The sequence below is a fragment of the Leifsonia sp. TF02-11 genome (genome assembly GCF_017565305.1).
In the GTDB taxonomy this organism is placed as follows: Bacteria; Actinomycetota; Actinomycetes; order Actinomycetales; family Microbacteriaceae; genus Leifsonia.
This window is the reverse complement of record NZ_JAGEKP010000024.1, coordinates 1-18,647: the sequence shown is the minus strand read 5'-3', so window position 1 is coordinate 18,647 and position 18,647 is coordinate 1. Positions and strand designations below refer to the sequence as shown.

The 18,647-nt window shown below is 70.5% G+C and carries 17 protein-coding genes; 12 read left to right on the top strand and 5 right to left on the bottom strand.

Annotation, left to right across the window (positions count from 1 at the left end; all coding sequences use genetic code 11):
• Nucleotides 1-24: 24 nt before the first annotated feature.
• The 10 genes from JNB50_RS21050 to JNB50_RS21005 all read left to right on the top strand — a co-directional run bounded on the left by JNB50_RS21050 (nucleotide 25) and on the right by JNB50_RS21005 (nucleotide 9,090).
• On the top strand, nucleotides 25-909 hold the full coding sequence (locus JNB50_RS21050) for an ROK family protein (RefSeq protein WP_208042100.1): 885 nt from the start codon (nucleotides 25-27) through the stop codon (nucleotides 907-909).
• The gene (locus JNB50_RS21045; RefSeq protein WP_307794824.1) at nucleotides 906-1,757 is read left to right on the top strand and encodes an alpha/beta hydrolase-fold protein; all 852 of its coding nucleotides are present in this window, start codon (nucleotides 906-908) and stop codon (nucleotides 1,755-1,757) included. The genes JNB50_RS21050 and JNB50_RS21045 overlap by 4 nt, the downstream gene beginning before the upstream one ends.
• Before the next feature lie 88 nt (nucleotides 1,758-1,845).
• Nucleotides 1,846-2,049: a hypothetical protein gene (locus JNB50_RS21040; RefSeq protein ID WP_208042099.1), complete on the top strand. Its 204-nt coding sequence runs from the start codon at nucleotides 1,846-1,848 to the stop codon at nucleotides 2,047-2,049.
• A gap of 165 nt (nucleotides 2,050-2,214) precedes the next feature.
• Complete coding sequence (locus JNB50_RS21035; RefSeq protein ID WP_208042098.1) at nucleotides 2,215-3,378, top strand: ABC transporter substrate-binding protein; 1,164 nt, start codon at nucleotides 2,215-2,217, stop codon at nucleotides 3,376-3,378.
• Between the two features lie 18 nt (nucleotides 3,379-3,396).
• Complete coding sequence (locus tag JNB50_RS21030) at nucleotides 3,397-5,199, top strand: ABC transporter permease (RefSeq protein ID WP_208042097.1); 1,803 nt, start codon at nucleotides 3,397-3,399, stop codon at nucleotides 5,197-5,199.
• Nucleotides 5,196-6,056: an ABC transporter ATP-binding protein gene (locus tag JNB50_RS21025; RefSeq protein WP_208042096.1), complete on the top strand. Its 861-nt coding sequence runs from the start codon at nucleotides 5,196-5,198 to the stop codon at nucleotides 6,054-6,056. The genes JNB50_RS21030 and JNB50_RS21025 overlap by 4 nt, the downstream gene beginning before the upstream one ends.
• Before the next feature lie 5 nt (nucleotides 6,057-6,061).
• Entirely contained in the window at nucleotides 6,062-6,796 is a 735-nt protein-coding gene (locus JNB50_RS21020; RefSeq protein ID WP_374222279.1) for an ABC transporter ATP-binding protein, read from the top strand.
• The gene (locus JNB50_RS21015; protein WP_208042094.1) at nucleotides 6,793-7,842 is read left to right on the top strand and encodes a putative FMN-dependent luciferase-like monooxygenase; all 1,050 of its coding nucleotides are present in this window, start codon (nucleotides 6,793-6,795) and stop codon (nucleotides 7,840-7,842) included. The genes JNB50_RS21020 and JNB50_RS21015 overlap by 4 nt, the downstream gene beginning before the upstream one ends.
• A 52-nt stretch (nucleotides 7,843-7,894) precedes the next feature.
• The gene (locus tag JNB50_RS21010; protein WP_208042093.1) at nucleotides 7,895-8,482 is read left to right on the top strand and encodes a CMD domain protein; all 588 of its coding nucleotides are present in this window, start codon (nucleotides 7,895-7,897) and stop codon (nucleotides 8,480-8,482) included.
• Nucleotides 8,479-9,090 carry an alkylhydroperoxidase domain protein gene (locus tag JNB50_RS21005; RefSeq protein WP_208042092.1) on the top strand — a complete coding sequence of 204 codons (612 nt, stop codon included), beginning with the start codon at nucleotides 8,479-8,481 and terminating at the stop codon, nucleotides 9,088-9,090. The genes JNB50_RS21010 and JNB50_RS21005 overlap by 4 nt, the downstream gene beginning before the upstream one ends.
• Before the next feature lie 106 nt (nucleotides 9,091-9,196).
• On the opposite strand, the gene JNB50_RS21000 is transcribed toward JNB50_RS21005, so the two are convergent.
• Nucleotides 9,197-11,158: a potassium transporter Kup gene (locus JNB50_RS21000; RefSeq protein WP_307794823.1), complete on the bottom strand. Its 1,962-nt coding sequence runs from the start codon at nucleotides 11,156-11,158 to the stop codon at nucleotides 9,197-9,199.
• A 110-nt stretch (nucleotides 11,159-11,268) separates the two neighbouring features.
• Here JNB50_RS21000 and JNB50_RS20995 point away from each other — a divergent pair, with 110 nt between their 5' ends.
• Entirely contained in the window at nucleotides 11,269-12,060 is a 792-nt protein-coding gene (locus JNB50_RS20995; RefSeq protein WP_208042091.1) for a class I SAM-dependent methyltransferase, read from the top strand.
• A gap of 16 nt (nucleotides 12,061-12,076) precedes the next feature.
• On the opposite strand, the gene JNB50_RS20990 is transcribed toward JNB50_RS20995, so the two are convergent.
• The 3 genes from JNB50_RS20990 to JNB50_RS20980 all read right to left on the bottom strand — a co-directional run bounded on the left by JNB50_RS20990 (nucleotide 12,077) and on the right by JNB50_RS20980 (nucleotide 15,848).
• Complete coding sequence (locus JNB50_RS20990) at nucleotides 12,077-12,688, bottom strand: hypothetical protein (RefSeq protein ID WP_208042090.1); 612 nt, start codon at nucleotides 12,686-12,688, stop codon at nucleotides 12,077-12,079.
• A gap of 89 nt (nucleotides 12,689-12,777) precedes the next feature.
• Complete coding sequence (locus tag JNB50_RS20985) at nucleotides 12,778-14,409, bottom strand: amidohydrolase (RefSeq protein ID WP_208042089.1); 1,632 nt, start codon at nucleotides 14,407-14,409, stop codon at nucleotides 12,778-12,780.
• Nucleotides 14,406-15,848, bottom strand: coding sequence for a cytosine permease (locus JNB50_RS20980; RefSeq protein ID WP_208042088.1), 1,443 nt, complete (start codon nucleotides 15,846-15,848; stop codon nucleotides 14,406-14,408). The genes JNB50_RS20985 and JNB50_RS20980 overlap by 4 nt, the downstream gene beginning before the upstream one ends.
• 123 nt (nucleotides 15,849-15,971) lie before the next feature.
• Between JNB50_RS20980 and JNB50_RS20975 the strand changes: the two genes are divergently transcribed.
• A complete protein-coding gene (locus JNB50_RS20975) occupies nucleotides 15,972-16,985 on the top strand; it encodes a LacI family DNA-binding transcriptional regulator (RefSeq protein WP_208042087.1) in 1,014 nt (337 codons plus the stop codon).
• A gap of 541 nt (nucleotides 16,986-17,526) precedes the next feature.
• On the opposite strand, the gene JNB50_RS20970 is transcribed toward JNB50_RS20975, so the two are convergent.
• Nucleotides 17,527-18,647: AAA family ATPase (locus tag JNB50_RS20970; RefSeq protein WP_208042086.1), on the bottom strand; the 1,121-nt coding region annotated here is incomplete at its 5' end.

Genomic DNA, 18,647 nt, shown 5'->3' with positions numbered 1-18,647 from the left:
GGTGCTGTGAGCGAAGGGTGCGCGATGATCGCAGGGATCGAGACCGGCGGAACGAAGATCGTCTGCGGTGTCGCCGACCGGGAGAACCTGACCGAGCCCCGGTCGATCCGACGGTTCCCGACCACCACGCCCGAGGAGACGCTCGGCCGGATCGCCGACTTCCTCGCGGAGGTCGGACCGGTGGAGGCCGTCGGCATCGCCTCCTTCGGTCCCGTCGACGCCGACCCGGCCTCCCCGCACTACGGCTTCGTGACCTCCACCCCCAAGCCGGGCTGGAAGGACACGGACGTGCTCTCCGCCGTGCGTGACGCGGCGAAGGCGCCCGCTGCCTTCGTCAGCGATGTGACCGGCGCCGCGATCGGCGAGTCCCGGGCCGGGGCCGCGCGCGGTGCGCGCAACGTCGGCTACGCGACGATCGGCACCGGCGTGGGCGTCGGCCTGGTGGTCGACGGCCAGCCGCTCACCGGCAACGGCTGGCCGGAGCTCGGCCACCTGCTGGTCCGCCGGCACCCGGCCGACCGGTTCGAGGGCCACTGCCCGTATCACGGCGACTGCCTGGAGGGCCTCACCGCCGGGCCGGCCGTGCTCGCCCGCTGGGGAGTCGACGCGTCGTCGTTCCCCGCGGATCAGAAGGACGAGGCGTTCGACATCCTCGCCTACTACATCGCGCAGCTCGCCTGGACGACGGTGCTCACTCTCGGCCTCGACCGCCTCGTGCTCGGCGGCGGCGTCATGCTGGCGCCGGGGCTCCTCGAGCGCACCCGACCGGCGCTGACGGCGATCGCGGGAGGCTACGGCCCGCCGCAGGTCGCCACCGGCGACCCGCGCGACCTCCTCGTCGCTCCGGGCCTCGAGGGGAAGTCGGGCCTGGTCGGGGCGCTCAGCCTGGCCGCCGACCTGGTCTCGTGAGCATCCCGTACGCGCCGTTGCCGGTGTCGCAGGACGCCGTCGACTACGCGTACGGTCCGGATTCGATGCGGCGGCCCGGTGTCGTCCCCGGTGCGATCGAAGAGCTGCGCCTGAGCGACAGCGCACGCTTTCCCGGCACCTCGCGGAGCGTGTGGCTGCACCGACCGGCCGGCCTGTCGGACGCGACGGAAAGCGCGGTCATGTTCTTCACCGACGGCTGGTGGTACCTCGACCCCGACGGCGACGTGCGCGGCGGTATCGTCCTCGACAACCTCGCCGCGGGCGGCGAGCTGCCGCCGATGGTGGGCGTCTTCGTCGATCCGGGAGTCTTCGCCGACCAGGAGCCGCCCGCGAAGAACCGCAACGCCGAGTACGACGCGGTCGACGACCGTTACGCGGCCTTCCTGCTCGAGGAGGTGCTGCCGCTGGTCGAGAAGCGATTCTCCGTCTCCAGCGACCCGATGATGCGCGGGATCTGCGGTGGGAGCAGCGGCGGCAATGCGGCGCTGGCGGCCGTCTGGACCCGGCCCGACGCGTTCGGACGCGCCATCACCTTCAACGCGAGCTTCGCGCAGCTTCCCGGCGGCAACCCGTATCCCGCCCTCGCCCGCACCGAGTCCAGGAGGGAGCTCCGGGCGTTCCTGCACGCGGCGCACCGAGACCTGAACTGGAACCGGCGCGACGACAACTGGTTCGCCGAGAACCTCGAGACCGCCGCCGCCTTCGCGCGCGCGGGCTACGACATCCGGCTCGTCGTCGGCGACGGCGGCCACAGCCCCAATCACGGCGGTGTGCTCCTCCCCGACGCGCTCCGCTGGCTCTGGAACGCCCCGGCAACGCCGAGCTGAGAAATCGTACGAATCTCACGGCGCAGCGTCGGCGTACTGTCGGCTGGCGGCCAGCGGTTTCCCTGCCTGCCGCGCCTACCCTCACGGTATGGCACGCCCCATCTCCTCGCCGGCGCGGTCGGCTCGGCCGGCGCAGCGGCAGCCCCACGTCGAGCTGTTCCGCTCGGCGCGCGACGACACCGTGATCGCGGTGGCGTGCCTCTGCCTGATCGGCCGCACGCACGAGCACGACGAGTGGCGACCCGAGTTCGACAGCGACACCGGAGCGGACAGGGCGGCGAGCCGGCGATGATGCCGGCGCGCTCCTGCCTCGCGAACGCGTCCGTTCGCAAACTGTGTGACGTGTATTAACAACCGCAACCGTTTGTGACGGTGGAGGGTGCGTCCGCACCCGGTCCGGTCCTAACGTCGGCGACGCACCCACCGCGTCATCTCAGCCCGATGTGAAGGACACAGCATGAAGAGAATCCTCCGGAGCGCCGCCGTCGTCTCCGTCGCAGCGCTCACCGTCGCGGGTCTCGCCGCCTGCGCCAGCGACTCGTCCGCCGCGACCGGAGGCTCGACCTCCGGCAAGAGCACCGTCTACTTCGGCGTCTCCGCCGCGGAGACCGGCCAGTACGCGCAGTACGGCGAGCAGTTCAAGGAGGCCTTCGACCTCGCCGTCGAGGAGGTCAACGCGAAGGGCGGGATCAACGGTCACCCTGTCGCGCTCAAGTACGAGGACTCGCAGTCCGACCCCAAGCAGTCCGTCGCGGTCGCGCAGAAGTTCGTGGGCGACGACAGCGTCAGCCTCGTCTTCGGCGACTATTCGTCGGCCGCCTCCATCCCGGCCTCCCCGATCTACACCGCGGGCAAGCTGCTGCAGTACGGCTTCAACAACTCGAACCCGGACTTCACCGCCAAGGGCACGCAGTATCAGTGGTCGACCTCGATCACCACGAGCGCCACGTACACCTGGACGGCCGACTATATCAAGAAGCAGGGCGTCAAGTCCGTCGGCGTGACCTACCTCAACACCGCGGACTGGGGCATCCCGGCGTTCAACGCCTTCAAGGACGAGGCCAAGAAGATCGGCCTGAAGATCACCGACGCCGAGGGCGTGCTCGACACCTCCGACGACTACCGCCCGTCGCTGACCAAGGCCGTCGCAGGCAAGCCGGACGCCTTCGTGCACATCGGCTACGGCCCTGACGCCGCGAAGCTGGTCACCCAGCTGCGCGCGATCGGCTACGACGGCACCTTCTACGGCGGACAGGACGAGCAGTCCTTCGACGGAACCAAGGACGCCGAGGGCGCGATCAACGGCGCCGAGTTCCTCGCCTCCAACCCCGCCAAGCAGGTGCAGGACTTCGTGAAGGCCTTCCAGAAGAAGTACCCGAACGAGACCGAGGTCACCGGTTTCGAGGCCGGCGCCTACGACGCGCTCAACGTCGCCGTCGCCGCGGCGAAGCTCGGCGGAACGACACGCGAAGGCATCCTGGCCGGCTTCAAGAAGGTCAAGGACGTGCCGAGCGTCGTCTACGGGAAGATCACCTTCGACCCGTCGACCCGCCGCGTGGCGTCGCCCGCGCTCACCCCGAGCATCCTGAAGAACGGGAAGTGGGTCGCGTACAACGGCTGAGCCGCTGAAGCGCACACCATGCTCGACACACTGATCGCCGGCCTGCTCCGAGGGAACGTCTACGCCCTCGGAGCGGTCGGCATCTCGCTCGTCTTCGGCGTCATGAACGTCGTCAACTTCGCGCAGTTCTCGTTCTTCGGTCTCGGCGCGATGCTGTCCTGGTTCTTCGTAGTGAAGCTGGGACTGCCGTTCTGGCTGGCACTGCTCCTCGTGCTCGCGATCTGCGGCGCGATCGGCCTGCTGATCAACGCGACCGTCGTGCGGCCGCTGGCGAAGTACCTGCCGCTCGCGGCCATGCTGTCCACCTACGCGATCTCGCTGATCCTCGACAACGCCTCTCAGGTCGCGTTCACGGCGCAGTTCCGCGTCTTCCCCGAGGTGCTGCCCACATCGAATCTGCACATCGGGAACATGCGCTTCGGCACGTCGGACCTGGTGATGCTCGGCACGACGGCCGCCGTGATGCTCGTGATGACCGTGTTCCTGAAGTACGGCAAGGTCGGCCGCGCCATCCGCGCCACCGCGCAGGACCAGGAGGCGGCCCTGCAGATGGGCATCCCCGTCGGCCAGGTGCAGCACGTCTCGTTCGTGATCGCCTCCGCGCTCGGCGGACTCGCCGGCGTCTTCATCGCGCTCTACGTGGGCGTCGCCAACCCCAGCTCGGGGCTGGACGTCGGGCTCACCTCGTTCGTGGCCGCCACGCTCGGCGGCCTGGGCTCGCTCGTCGGCGCGGTGATCGGCGGCTTCGTCCTCGGCATCCTGGAGGCGTTCGGCATCCACTTCTTCGGCGACACCGCGCGCGAGATCATCGTCTTCGTCATCCTGATCGTGGTGTTGATCGTGCGGCCGGGCGGCCTGTTCGGCAAGGTGCCGCTGATCTCGACGGAGCCGCTCACGGGCACCTTCCTCGGCAAGGGCCGTCCGCTGCGCATCCCGCGCTGGGTGTGGCCGCTGGCCTTCGTGGTGCTCGGCATCCTGGTGCCGGTCTTCGGCAACGACTACCTGGTGACCACCGGCACCCAGGTGCTGGTGTACGCGATCATCGCGGCCGGCTTCACCGTGACCGCCGGTCAGGCCGGCGTGCTCGCGCTCGGCCAGGCCGGCCCGATCGCCATCGGCGCCTACGCCTCCGCGCTCCTCACGCTGTACGTGCACGTGCCGTTCTGGCTGGCGCTTCCGCTGGCCGGTCTCGCCGCGGCCGTGGTGGCGTCGATCCTGGCGTCGCCGATCTGGGGCGTGAAGGGGCACTACGTGTCCATCGCCACTCTCGGGCTGGGAATCGCGATCGTCGCCGTGATCCAGTTGGTCCTGCCGCAGGGGCTCTACAACATCCCCGTTCCCGACTGGTTCGGGACGCCGTTGAACACACCGCAGGCGTACTACTGGATCGACTTCGGCGTGCTCGTGGTCACGCTGATCGTGATGTGGCGGCTGCGTACGTCGCACCTGGGCAAGGTGATCTCGTCGGTCGGCTCCGACGAGGTGGCAGCCCTGTCGTCCGGGGTGCGCGGCCGGGACTACAAGGCGCTGGCGTTCGCGGTCTCCGGCTTCTTCGCCGGGATCGGCGGTTCGCTGCTCGCGCACCAGTACACGTACATCGACCCGACCATCTTCACGATGCTGATGTCCCTGCTCGTGGTCACCATCGTGATCCTGGGCGGCGTCGGCCTCCCGTACGGCGCGGTCGTCGGCTCGATCATCCTGATCGGCGCGATGGAGCTGCTGCGGTTCACACCCGAGCTGCGCATCATCGTCTACGGCCTGGTGCTGATCCTGGTCGTCCGCTTCCGCCCCGGCGGCATCCTGGTGAGGAACTCATGAGCGCAGAGACGCTGCTCAGCGTCCAGAAGCTGGAGCGCCACTTCGACGGGCTGAAGGCCGTCGACGGGATCTCGTTCTCCGTCCACAGGGGCGAGGTCGTGTCGATCATCGGCCCGAACGGGTCGGGCAAGACCACCACGCTCAACCTGGTCACGGGCGCGATCCGGCCGAACGGCGGCACCATCACCCTCGACGGGGAGCGGATCGAGCGCGCGGACAGCGCCCGCATCGCCGAGCACGGCATCGCGCGCACGTTCCAGAACGGGCGGGTGTTCGCGACGCTGTCGGTGGCCGACAACATCGAGGTCGGCCTGCACACCACCCTGCGGGCGCACCGGCCGTTCCGGAGGCTGTCGAACCTGTTCCTGCTCCGTTGGATCCCGCTGCTCGCGGAGCTGTACATCGCGATCGTCGGCACGCCGGCCTCCCGTCGGGAGCGGGCGGCGATCGACGCGGTCGTCGAGTCGGAGATCGATCGCTTCGAGGCCAGGCTCGGCCCGCGCCGCGACGACCCGGCGTACTCGCTGAGCTACGCGAACCGGCGCCGCACCGAGATCGCTCGCGCGCTGGCGTTGGAGCCGAAGCTGCTCGTGCTCGATGAGCCCACGGCCGGTATGAACCAGTCGGAGACGGCGGAGGTGCTCGCCCAACTGCTCGAGCTCAAGGCGGCGGGGCAGACCATCTTGCTCGTCGAGCACAAGCTCGACCTGGTGATGACGGTGTCCGACCGGGTGATCGTCATGGACGGCGGCCGGATCATCGCAGAAGGACGGCCGGACGAGGTGCGCAGCGACACGGCGGTGGTCGAGGCCTACCTCGGTCGCCGGCGCGGACTCGGAGGAGTGGATCTGGCATGACCGAGCTGCTGGCACTGGAGGACGTGAACGTCTACTACGGCCCGTTCCACGCGCTGCGCGGAAACTCGCTCACCGTGGGGGAGGGCGAGATCGTCTCGCTGCTCGGCGGCAACGCCAGCGGCAAGTCCACCACGATGAAGACGATCCTGGGGCTCGTGCGGCCGAAGTCCGGCACGGTGCGGTTCGCCGGGGCCGATATCACGCACGTGTCCACGCGGCGCCGTGTCGCGGGCGGGATCGCCTCGGTTCCGGAGGCGCGCCGGGTGTTCCCCGAGCTGACGGTGGACGAGAACCTGATCGCCGGTGCGTACACGCGCCGCTCCCGGTCGCGCGCGGACAAGGCCGCCATCGCCGACGACCTGGACCGGATGCGCACGCACTTCCCGCGCCTCGCCGAGCGGCGGAAGCAGCAGGCGGGCACGCTCTCCGGCGGCGAACAGCAGATGCTCGCCTTCGCACGCGCCCTGATGAGCCGACCGAAGCTCGTCTGCATGGACGAACCGACCATGGGCCTCTCGCCGAAGCTGGTCGACCAGGTGCTCGACGAGATCGTGCGCATCAACACCGAGCTCGGCGTGGCCGTGCTGTTCGTCGAGCAGCAGGCCGAGCTGGCGCTCTCCATCGCCTCCCGAGGGTACGTGCTCGCGACGGGCGCGATCGTGCTGCAGGGCACGGCGCGCGAACTGCTCGACGACCCGCAGATCCAGGAGGCCTATCTGGGAAAGGCGGCCCACGAATGACAGGACTCGCACAGCGGTCGGAGCCCACCCGTCAGCGGCTGGGGTTCTTCACCCGGCTGCTCGACGCCGGCACGGCGCTGCAGCGCTACCGCAACGCGCTCGACCAGTTCGTGCGGGCGGAGGAAGTGGGGCTCGACACCGTCTGGGTGGCCCAGCACCACTTCCACGAGGCGGAGGGCGGCCTCCCCTCGCCGTTCGTGCTGCTCGCCCAGGCGGCCGCGCTGACCTCCCGCATCCGGCTCGGCACCGGCATCGTGACGCTGCCGCTCGAGGCGCCGCTGCGCGTGGCCGAGGACGCCGCCGTGCTGCACCTCCTCTCCGACGGCCGGCTGGAGCTCGGGATCGGGTCCGGCGGCACGCCGTCGTCGTTCCCCCCGTTCGGGCACGATCCCGCCGACAGGGCCGCGATCTACGACCGGCACAGGGAGGCGCTCGTCTCCGCCCTGCGCGGCGAGCAGCTGACCTCCGACGGCGGCGCGCTGTACCCGGCGGCGCCTGCGGTGCTCGACGTGATCTGGGAGGCGACGTTCTCGGCCGAGGGCGCCGCCCGCATCGGCCGTCGCGGCAACGGCCTGATGCTCTCGCGCACCCAGCCGCGCCGCGAGTGGCAGGCGCCGTCGTCGCCAGAGCTGCAGGAGGCGATCGTCGACGCCTACCTCGCCGCGCTGCCCGACGGGGTCGCGCCGCGCATCCTGGCCTCCCGTTCGGTGCTCGTCGTCGACACGGAGGCCGAGGCCGCTTCCTGGGTCCGACGCGGGATCGACCGCGGGCGCTCGTTCGTCGACGCGCAGGGGCTGGCGATCCCGGCCGGCACCACCGACGCAGAACTGCTGGCCTGGCTCGACGTCCACATCGGCACGCCGGAGCAGGTGCTCACCACCCTCGGCGCCGACACCGTGCTCGCGCGGGCGACCGACGTCGCGTTCCAGCCGCACCCGGTCGATCCGCCGCACGAGACCGTGCTGCGCTCGATCGAGCTCAGCGCGGAGGTCGGGCGCGAACTGCTCGACTGGTCGCCGGCCGTGCCGGCGGTCGCGCTGCGCTGATCCGTTCTGTCCACTTCCGATCCATCGAGTTCCGACCCATCGAAAGGACACCATGACCACCGACGTCATCGACCAGCTGGTCGGCATCCAGCCGGGCGACCCGCTCGACAGCCTGCGCGACCAGCGTCCCAACGCCCGCGCCAACGCGCAGGCGAGCTTCGACGCGCTGCTGCACTCCGACGAGCTGTCGCACGTCTCCCAGCGGGAGCGGCTGGCCGTCGCCTACTGGACGGTCGCGCTGTCGAAGTCGCCCACCGCAGCCTTCTACCGCGACCTCCTGGCCGCGGACGACGCCGCGCTGCTGTCGGCCCTGGAAGCCGCGCTGCCTGGTGCGCTGACCGACGGCCCCTACGGCGACTACCCCGCCGGGCCGCTGTCCGCGGAGAACGTCGACGGCCTCCACTGGCAGCCGTCGCCCGAGCTCGCCGCGGCGGCGGGTCCGCGCCTCGCCGCCGCCCTCGCCCACACGCACCTGCTCGTCTATCGGCCGAGGGATGCTTCGGCCGACGCCCTCCAGACGTTGCAGGACGCCGGGTGGTCGACCACCGGGATCGTCACGCTCTCGCAGCTCGTGGCCTTCCTCAGCTTCCAGCTCCGCGTGGTCGCGGGGCTCACCGTCCTGAAGGGAGAGCTCGCATGAGCGAGACGATCACCGGCACCGCGACCCAGGAGCCGACGGCCCCGAACGCGTTCACGCAGGCGGAACTCGGCTGGGAGGCCTGGCTCGAGCCGCTGCCGCTGGAGGACCTCACCGAGCGCCACTACGCCGGCCTGGTCGACAAGGGCCGCGCGAACAGCCCGTACTTCCGGTTGCTGGTGCGCGACCCCGACATCCTCGGCGCACGCACCCGCACCGACAACGACATCTTCTACAACGAGAAGGGCGGGCTGACCCGCGCCCTTCGCGAGCTGTCGGCCACGGCGGCCTCGCGCACGAACGGCTGCATCTTCTGCGCCTCCGTGCACTCGCGCTTCGCCAGCCACCACTCCAAGCGCCCGGACGACGTGCAGCGCCTGCTCGACGAGGGCACTGCTGCACCGCAGGACGACCCGCAGTGGCGGGCGGTGATCGACGCGTCGGTCGCGCTCACCCGCATCCCGGACGAGTTCGGCGCTGACCACGTGCGCGCGCTGCGGGAGGCCGGCCTCGACGACGTGGCGATCATCGACGCGATCAACGGCGCCGCCTTCTTCAACTGGGCCAACCGCCTGATGCTGTCCCTGGGCGAGCCCACCCCCGCCCGCTAGGCAGCGCAGACCGTAACTCCGGAGATCCGGGCCGAATCGCCGCGGATCTCCGGAGTTACGGACCGACACGCCGTCCAGCGCCCCGAGACTCCGGAATTGCCCACACCTAGATCTCGACGTCGCTGCCCATGGTCACCGTGCGGAGGGCCGGCAGGCCGAACCGCGCGGCGGGGTCTGCGGCGTTGTGCGCGAGCGCGACGAACAGGCCGCGGCGCCACGGCACCATCCCGCGCTGCCTGGTCACGCGGATCGCGCCGCGCGAGATGAAGTACGACGCCTTCTTGAAGTTGGCGTCATCGAGCGGCAGCACCCCGACCCGCACCGCCGTGCGGAGGGCGCGCGGGATGTCGGGGTCGTCCGAGAAGCCGAACCGGACGCTCAGGAACTCGATCCCGTCGTCCTCGTAGCCGAGCGTGTCGCACTCGAAGGCCTCCTCGGGCGGAACATGCGGCACCTGCGCGAAGCTCACAGAGACGATGATCACGTGCTCGTGCAGCACGTGGTTGTGCTTGACGTTGGCCCGCAGTGCCAGCGGCACGGTCTCCTTGCTCGGGTGCGGGAAGATCGCGATACCAGGCACCCGCGGCAGGTGCAGCCGACGGACCTCCTCGACGAAGGCGGCCATCGATCCCTCCTTGCGCTTGCGGTCGGCCTGCACCAGCTGCCGGCCGCGACGCCAGGTGGTCATGATCAGGATGACGACGCCCGCGATCAACAGCGGCACCCAGCCGCCATTGATGATCTTCGACAGGTTGCCCGCCAGGAACGACAGTTCGAGCCCGCCGAACGCGACGGCGGCCAGCACGAGCTTCCAGGGCGCCCAGTGCCAGAGCGGGCGCGCGACCAGCAGCAGGAGCACGGTGTCGACGACCAGGGCGCCTGTGACCGAGATGCCGTACGCCGTCGACAGCCGATCCGAGGAACCGAACGAGAGCGTCACCGCGAGCACGCCGATGAACAGCAGGATGTTGACCGCCGGCATGTAGATCTGGCCGCCCTCGCGCAGCGAGGTCTGCTGGATCTTCAGCGGGGGCAGGAGCCCGAGCTGCACGGCCTGCCGCGACAGCGAGTACGCGCCCGAGATGACGGCCTGACTCGCGATCACGGTCGCGGCGGTGGCCAGGATGACGACGGGCAGCCGCCCCCACTCCGGGATGAGCAGGAAGAACGGATTCGCGCGCGCCGCAGGATCGTGCAGCACGAGCGCCGCCTGGCCGAGGTAGTTGAGCACGAGCGCGGGGAACACCAGGAAGAACCAGGCCCGGCTGATCGGCGTGCGGCCGAAGTGTCCCATGTCGGCATACAGCGCCTCCGCGCCGGTGATGACCAGCACGACAGCGCCGAGCGCGACGAAGGAGAGCACGGGACGGTCGACGATGAACGCGATGGCATACGTCGGCGACAGTCCGAGCAGTACGGAGGGGAACTGGACGACCATCGCCAACCCGGCGGCTGCGATGACGACGAACCACAGCACCATGACCGGGCCGAACAGGGCGCCGACCCGTCCCGTGCCGAACCGCTGCACCGCGAACAGTGCGACCAGGATGACGGCGGCAATCGGGATGACGAGGTGCGAGACCGCCGGCACGGTGACGTGCAGGCCCTCGACGGCGGACAGCACGCTGATCGCGGGGGTGATGATCGAGTCGCCGTAGAAAAGGGCGACGCCGACGATCCCGATGACGAGCAGGGTGCCGGCCTTGCCCGCCTTGGCGGCGTACAGCCGTTGCGCGAGCGCGGCCAGGGCCATCACGCCGCCCTCTCCGTCGTTGTCCGCGCGCATCAGGATTCCGATGTACTTGATCGAGACGATGACGGTGACGCTCCAGAAGATCAGCGAGATCACCCCGAACACGTCGGCCTGCTGCGCCCTCACGGCTCCGCCGTCGAGCAGGAAGACGGTCTTCAGGGCGTAGAGCGGGCTGGTGCCGATGTCGCCGAAGACCACGCCGAGCGCCGCGAGCGCGGCAGCGTACAGGACTCTCCTGCGGCGGCCCGTCCGCGCCGGAGCGGGGGTCTCGTCGTCCACGTCTTCGTGCGTGACGGCCGGGTGTTTCTCGTGCACGCGGGACACGCTACCCCGGTTGCGGCGCACCGCACTCGCGCGGACGGCCGTGGCGGGAGGTTCGGGGTGTGGAGAGGGTCGCACGGCGTGTTCCGGCACAATGATGAAGCATGGACCAGCGCAGGATCGACAGTGCGATACAGGCGTTCTACTCCGACGCCTTCGACGAGGACGCCCGGCTGACCACGCGCTCACCCCAAGGCCGACTGGAGTTCGAACGGACGCAGGAGATCGTCCGCGCGGCCACGCCGGCCCCGGCGCGCGTTCTCGACGTCGGAGGCGCGACCGGCGTCCACGCGGCCGCACTCGCCCTGAGCGGCTACGACGTGGTCTTGGTCGATCCGGTCGAGAGCCAGGTGGCGGTGGCCGCGAGGATCGGGACGTTCGCGGCCGTGGTGGGCGATGCCAGGGAGCTCGACTTCCCCGATGACTCCTTCGACGCCGTCCTGATGGCCGGCCCGCTCTATCACCTCGCCGACCGACGCGACCGCCTGACCGCCCTTCGGGAGGCGCGACGAGTATGCCGGCCCGGCGGATCCGTCCATGCCGCCGCCATCCCGCGACTGTCGGCCTTCGCGGCGGCGGCGCTCGACCCCGACCTCTTCGACGCGGCCCCGGACGACTGGCTGGGGCTGTTGCGGCACGGCACGCCGGTTCCCTCGCTCCGCTTTCCGGCTGGCCACTATCACACGCCGCTCGAGCTCGAAGAGGAGCTGTCGACCGCGGGGCTCCAGGACGTGAGTGTCAGCGGAATCGAGGGGCCGGCCGGTATCGCGATGGAGAGCGTCACGCAGGCGTCAGAAGCGGATCACGCGGCCGCCCTGCAGCTCGCGCGGACGTTCGCGCACACACCGGACATCCGCGACTTCAGCAACCACCTGCTCGGGTCCGGAACAGCATGAGAGCGGACGGCGATGCTCACGCCGGCTTCTGCAGGGTGACGCCGCGACCCGCGAAGAACCGCCGGAACGTGTCGAGGTCGAGCACGGCGTCCTGAGCAGTGTCCGCCACCCCGGACGGGTTGTGAAGAACGATCCGATCGCCCTCGACGCGATGGACGAGGACCAGGTGACCGCCACGCCGGACGTTCGGCCGGCCGGGATACCGGATCTCGGACGAGACGGAGGCCAGGGCGACCTGACCGCCGCGGACATGCTCGAGCAGTTCCTCCGCCTCGATGTCCGGGTGCACGGCGCCCTCGATGCCGAAGTCGTCGCGGATCCACTCCACGAACGGCCGGTAGTAGAGCCCGCCGACGGTGTCGCCTTCGCGCACGAGCGCGGCCCGTCGTTGCGCGCGGCCGACCAGGTCGAACATGGTGATGTCGCCATGCTGCGGCGACCAGGCGCGGAGCACTGAGCGCAGACAGGCCAGGCCGCAGACGTGTCGCGACCAGAACAGGTATTCCTCCTCCGACGGATATCCGTCCGAGGTCCAGTCGAAGAACCGAGCCGGATTCGCTCCGTGCTCGATGAGCGGTTCATTGCAGCTGAGGTCGCCCCACTGCGACTCGTAGGGGAAGGGTCCCATGGTGCTCCCTCGGTGTTCGGTGCGGCCGCCCCCAACCTAGCCGTGCCGTCAGCACGAACGGTGCAGCCCGGCCGGCGACGGCCGGGGCGTCACACCGCGACGCCGTCCACCGAGTACACCACCTCGCCGCCCAGCACCGTGAGCCGGACGGTCGCGTCGAGCAGCACCTCTGCGCCGTCGCGGAACGGATCGACGTCGATGACGATGAAGTCGGCCGCCGCGCCCTGGCGCAGCACGCCGAGCTCCCCGTCCCAGCGCGAGGCGTATGCGGCGTCGCGCGTCGCCCGGCGCACCGCGTCGGCGATCGCCATCGCGTTGCCGGCGAGGTTCGGCGGCAGGTCGCCGTCCATCGCCGACCGGCGGGTCGCGGCGATGTAGAGGTTGGGCAGCGGATCGTACGGCGCCGTCGGAGCGTCCGTGCCGAGAGCGAGGGTCGCGCCGGCATCGGCGAACTCGCCCCACGGGTAGGCACGCTCGACCCGGTCGTCGCCGAGCATCGCCCGCCAGTTCTCCTGGATCGCGGGGTCGCTGTGCACCGGCTGAACCGAGGCGACCACGCCGAGGCGCGCGAGACGGGCCGGGGTGGCGGCGTCCACCGTCTCGAGGTGCTCGATGCGGTGGCGGCGGTCCGCGCGCGGCCCGTTCGCGGCCACGGCCGCGTCGAGGGCGTCGAGCGCGAGTGCGGACGCCGCGTCCCCGATCGCGTGCATGGCGACCTGGAGGCCCGCGGCATCCGCGGCCGTCACCACCGCCGAGAGCGAGGGGAGGTCCCACAGCGCCTCCGGCTGCGAGCCGTTCGCGAACGGCGCACGCATCGCGGCGGTGCAGCTGTCGATCACACCGTCGACGAACAGCTTGATGCCGGTGACGCGCAACCACGGTCCGGGATACTCGTCGGCCAGCTCGACGGCGCGGGCGACGGCGGCCAGGTCGCCCTCCGTCGTGCCCGTGCGGTTCACGGCCCAGTGCGCGGCCATCCGGATCGGCAGGGTGCCGTCGCCGTCGGCCAGCGCGGCGGCGAGGGCGCGCAGGTCGGCTTCGCGCAGAGCCATCTCGACCGCCGCGGTGACGCCGGCCTCCCGGTACGTGTCGAAGGCCGCCCGCAGCGCCCGCTCGCGCTCGGCGTCGGAGACGAGCGCCTCCAGCCGGTCGAGCATGAGCCCGAGCGCCGCGTTCTCGAGCAGCCAGCCCGTGGCGACTCCCTCGGCGTCCCGCTCGATCCTCCCTCCCAGCGGATGGGGAGTGTCGTCGTCGATGCCGAGCTCGGCGAGTGCCGCGCTGTTCAGCCACGCCGAGTGGACGTCGTTGGCGTGGAGGTAGACCGGTCGGTCGGAGACCACGGCGTCGATCAGATCGCGGTGCGGCGCCCGCCCGCCGAGAGCGGAGAACAACCAGCTGCGCCCGATCAGCCGGGCGCCGTCGGGCAGCGCGGCCGCGGCCGCCGCCAGCCGCGACTGGATCTCCGCCACGTCGGCGGCGTCGTGCAGATCGACCTGGGTCAGCGACTCCCCGAGGCTGACGAGGTGGGTGTGCGCGTCGACGATGCCGGGCAGCACCACCGCGCCGTCCAGCTCGACGACCTCGTCGACCGGCAGTGCGTCGGCGGTGACGGTGTCTCCGACGTACGCGATCCGGCCGTCCTCGACCACGATCGACTCGGCCCAGGGCCGGGTGTCCGAGGTGAAGACCGCTCCGCCGCGGTAGTGGATCAGGGTGCTCACAGTGACTCCTTCGATCGTCGCGACGAACGCACGATCAGCAGATAGAGGACGAACGGGACGATGAGACCGACCGGCACGGAGAGGTCGATGCCGCTCAGGGCGGCGGCGACGGGGCCGACGAAGACGAGGGTCGCGCTGCACATCAGCGAGGCGGCGATTCCGACGAGCACCGCGACGACACCCGCGAGGTGGAAGCCGCCGGAGAACCAGAAACGACTGCTGCGGGATTCGTCGGTGAGAGCAGGGCCGTCGTAGCGGTTCCGGCGCCACAGCATGTCGGCGAGATAGACGCCCATGATCGGCGCGAGGATCGTGACCCCCAGCTGCAGCGCACTGGAGACACTGTCGAGGAAGTTCCAGACCAGGAGGGCGAACAGCGTCATCGCCACGCCCACCGTGCCGTCGAGCAGCACCGTGCGCGAGCGGGGGAGCTTGATGCCGACGGCCTGCAGCGCGAGTCCCGAGCTGTAGGCGGTCATGGCGTTGTTGGCGATGGTGCCGACGATGACCGAGATCAGGAAGACCGGGGCGAACCAGGCCGGGAGGAACTTCTCGAGGCCGGCTTCGGGCGACGTCATGTCGACGGCGCTCGCCGCGAGGCTGCCGACGAACGTGGCCAGGATGCCGGGGATGACCAGCCCGAGGGTCGTCCACAGCGCCACGTCGCGCACCCGTGTGCCGCGCGGAAGGTAGCGCGAGAAGTCCGCGCTGTTCGTGTAGGAGAGCGGGGCGGAGGCGACGAGCGCGACTCCCGCGGCCATCATGGCGACGAGCTCCACACCGGAGAGCGGCTTCGCGGGGGCGAAACTCCAGTGCGCCCCGCTGACCACGAAGACCGCCATGCCCGCGAAGATCACCGCGAGCACGATGGCGAGCGGCTGGTAGAGCCGCATGATCAGGCCGTGGCCGTACACGCTGATGACCATGGTGGCCGCGGCGATGACGACAGCGCTGATCGCGATGGTCCAGCCGGTCGCGGGCACGCCGATGCGCCCGAGCAGACCGACGGCGACGGTCGTCGCCGCAGCCCAGTTGATGGCGAGGTAGCAGACGCTGATCAGCCAGCCGGCGATCGCGACATTGAAGCGGTTGCCGGTGATGCCGTACATCGCGCGGGTGATGACTTCGCTCGGGGTGCCGGCCGCGGGGCCGGAGCCGGCGACGATGCCGGTGACGATCGAGAACACGTTCCCGATCACGATGACGGCGAGGGCCTCCCACAGGGTGAGGCCCATGACCATGAGCGTCGCCCCGACCACGACGGCGAGGAAGTTGACGTTCGGCGCCGCCCAGACGGCGAACAGGTCGCGGGCGCGGCCGTGGCGCTCGGTCTCCGGGATGAAGTCGATGCCATGCGTCTCGATGCGCGTGGGGCTGTCGGCGTCGGTCGTCAGCGCTGACTCCTCCGCCAGGGTCTCGATGGGTGGGTTGTCTGACACGGGTCCTCCAGGTCATTCTGCAGAAGCGCTCGGGTGAGCGGAACGTCGTCGTTCGCGTCGCACGGCACGCTACGTACCCAAAACGATTTGGGCAAGAAGAATCCGACAAATTAGGATGCGATCATGGCCCGGCAGCGATCGACCATCCGCGATGTGGCCAGGCGCGCGGGCGTCTCGGTGACGACGGTGTCGCACACGTTCTCCGGCAACGGCGTGGTCAACGCCGCCACCCAGGCACGCGTGCGCGCGGCCGCGTCAGCGCTCGGCTACCACCCGGACGTCGTGGCGAGCGGCCTGCGGCGCTCCCGGCTCGGGGTGGTCGGCCTGGTGCTGCGGCCGGCGGGAGAGCACCCGGAGCACGTGAGCGACGTCGACTACTTCCCGCGCTTCGCCGGCGCAGCAGCCCTCACCTGCCTGCAGCACGGCTACGCGCTCATGCTCGTGGCCGACCCGACCGAGCCGGGAGCGCCGGTGACCGCCTACGCGTGCGACGGCATCGTGGTCACCGACCCGGTCGCCGACGACCCCCTCGTCGCGCTCCTGCGCTCGAGCCGCACGCCGTACACGCTGGTCGGGGCGGACGTGAACGATCCAGAGGATCCCCAGGTCGTCGACATCGCGACCCCGGCGATCACCGACCGCGTGCTCGATCTCCTCACGGAGGCCGGCGCGACACATCCGGCGCTGGTCACCGGGTTCGATCGGATCGAGTGGAACCTCGCGACAGAGCAGCGCTACCGGGAGCGGATGCGCGCGTCCGGCGCCGCGGAGGTCGTCGTCCACGCCCGCGAGCTCGACGGCGGCGAAGCGGGGAGCCGGGCTGCGGACGACCTTCTCGCCCTGCCCGAACGGCCCGACGGCGTGTACTGCCAGACGAGCGACCACGCGCGCGGTCTGGTGGACCGATTCGTGGAGCGCGGCATCCGGGTGCCCGACGACATCCGCGTCGTCTGCGGGTCGGACGCCGACCGCCTCCGCAACACGGAGCCGTCGATCACCGCGGTGGACCTCCAGCCGGAGGCCCTCGGCCGGCAGGCGGCAGCCGCCCTGCTGCGCCAACTCGAACCCGGTCTCGAGCTCACGGTGCCGGACCCCGACCACGGCCGCATCATCGAGCGTCGGTCGACCGCGCGCTGACCCTCGACCCCTGCGCGATTTGCGCCAAATGCCGCGTTGCGGGCCCCGAGCCGCCACACTTGCCGCAATGCGGTGCGGCGATTCGTGACGAATGTCGACTTTCGTGCCACGAATCCCGCGATTCGTGACGAATGTGGGTGGGTGGGATTTGCGCCGAGTGTGGCGGTTGGGGTCGTGAGTCGCCGCATTTGCGCAATGCGGTGCGGCGATTCGTCACGAATGTCGACTTTCGTGGCACGAATGTCGGGATTCGTGACGAATGTGGGTGGGCGGGATTTGCGCCGAATGTGGCGGTCGGGGTTGTGGGTCGCCGCGTTTGCGGCAAATGTGGTGCGGATTCGTGACGAATGTCGACTTTCGTGGCACGAATGTCGTGATTCGTGACGAATGTGGGTGGGTGGGATATGTGCCGAGTGTGGCGTTGCGGGGTGTGAGCTGCCGCAGTTGCCGCAAATGTGGCGGGGATTCGTGACGAATGTCGATATTCGTGGCACGAATGTTGGGATTCGTGACGAATGTCGCGCGGGGGAGCGGCGGCGCGTCAGAGGCCCTCGGCGACGGCGGCGGCGGCGTGCAGCCAGGCGCGGCGCGTGCGCGGCGCGAGCGTGTCGAACGCGAGGCGGCCGCCGTGCATCTCGGGGTCGAACGGGATGGTCACCGCCCTGCGGGCGAGCGGCTCGAAGCCGGCGGCGACGCGGCGCACGTCGGAGGCCGGGCCGGTGCGCTCGGACTGCGACACGATGACGACAGCGTCGCGGGCGAGCCGCGCGGAGTTCGCGTCGCGCTCCAGCAGCGCCTCCAGCAGCAGAGCGCCGGCCTCCGCGTGCTCGCCGAGGGCCGTCGTCGCGATGACGAGCTGGTCGGTGTGGTCGATCATCCGCAGCCACCGCTCGGCCGACTCGTCGTTGCCGCTGTCGATGAAGACGAGCCGGTAGAACTTGGTGGCCACCGTGTGCAGGAGGTCGAAGTCGGCCGAGGAGATGCGCTGCTCGGTTGCGAGCATCGTCGGGTTGGAGCGCAGCACGTCGTACTTGTCGGCGTTCTGGTGGTGCACGAAGTGCCCGATGTCGGCCGTGCGCGCCTCCGCGGAGAGCAGGGAGGCTGTGGCCGGGAGCAACGACTGCACCGTGGCGTCGTGGTCGTCCTGCTCGGTTCGCCAGCCGAGGGTGCCGCGGGTCTCGTTGTTGTCCCACGCCAGCACACCGGATCCCCCGTTTCGTGCGAAGACCGCCGACAGCAGCGCGGTGGTCGGGGTCTTGTTGGCTCCGCCCTTGCCGTTGACGATCGCGATTGTGCGCGGGCCGGCCCAGTGCCGGCTGACGGCGTCGATCTCCGCGCGTTCGCGCAGTTCGCCGGCCGAGGGCTCGAGCGGGATGCCGGCGCGCGCCAAAGCTCCGCGGACTCCGCGGCGCGCGCGGTCGGGGCGCGGCTTCTCGGCGTACAGGAATGACTCGCGCCCGGGCGCCGCCTGCGGCAGGAGGGCGACGGGCCCGGCAGACGACGAGTCGCCCGGCGAGGGTTCGGCTGCCGACGATCCCGTCTGGCTGAGGAGGGCGGCGAAGTCGCGGTCTGGCGAAGAACCGTCTTGCGAGGATTCTGCCGGCGACGTTTCAGCCCTCACCGACCCGCCCGCAACTGAACCGCCCGCAACCGACCCGCCCG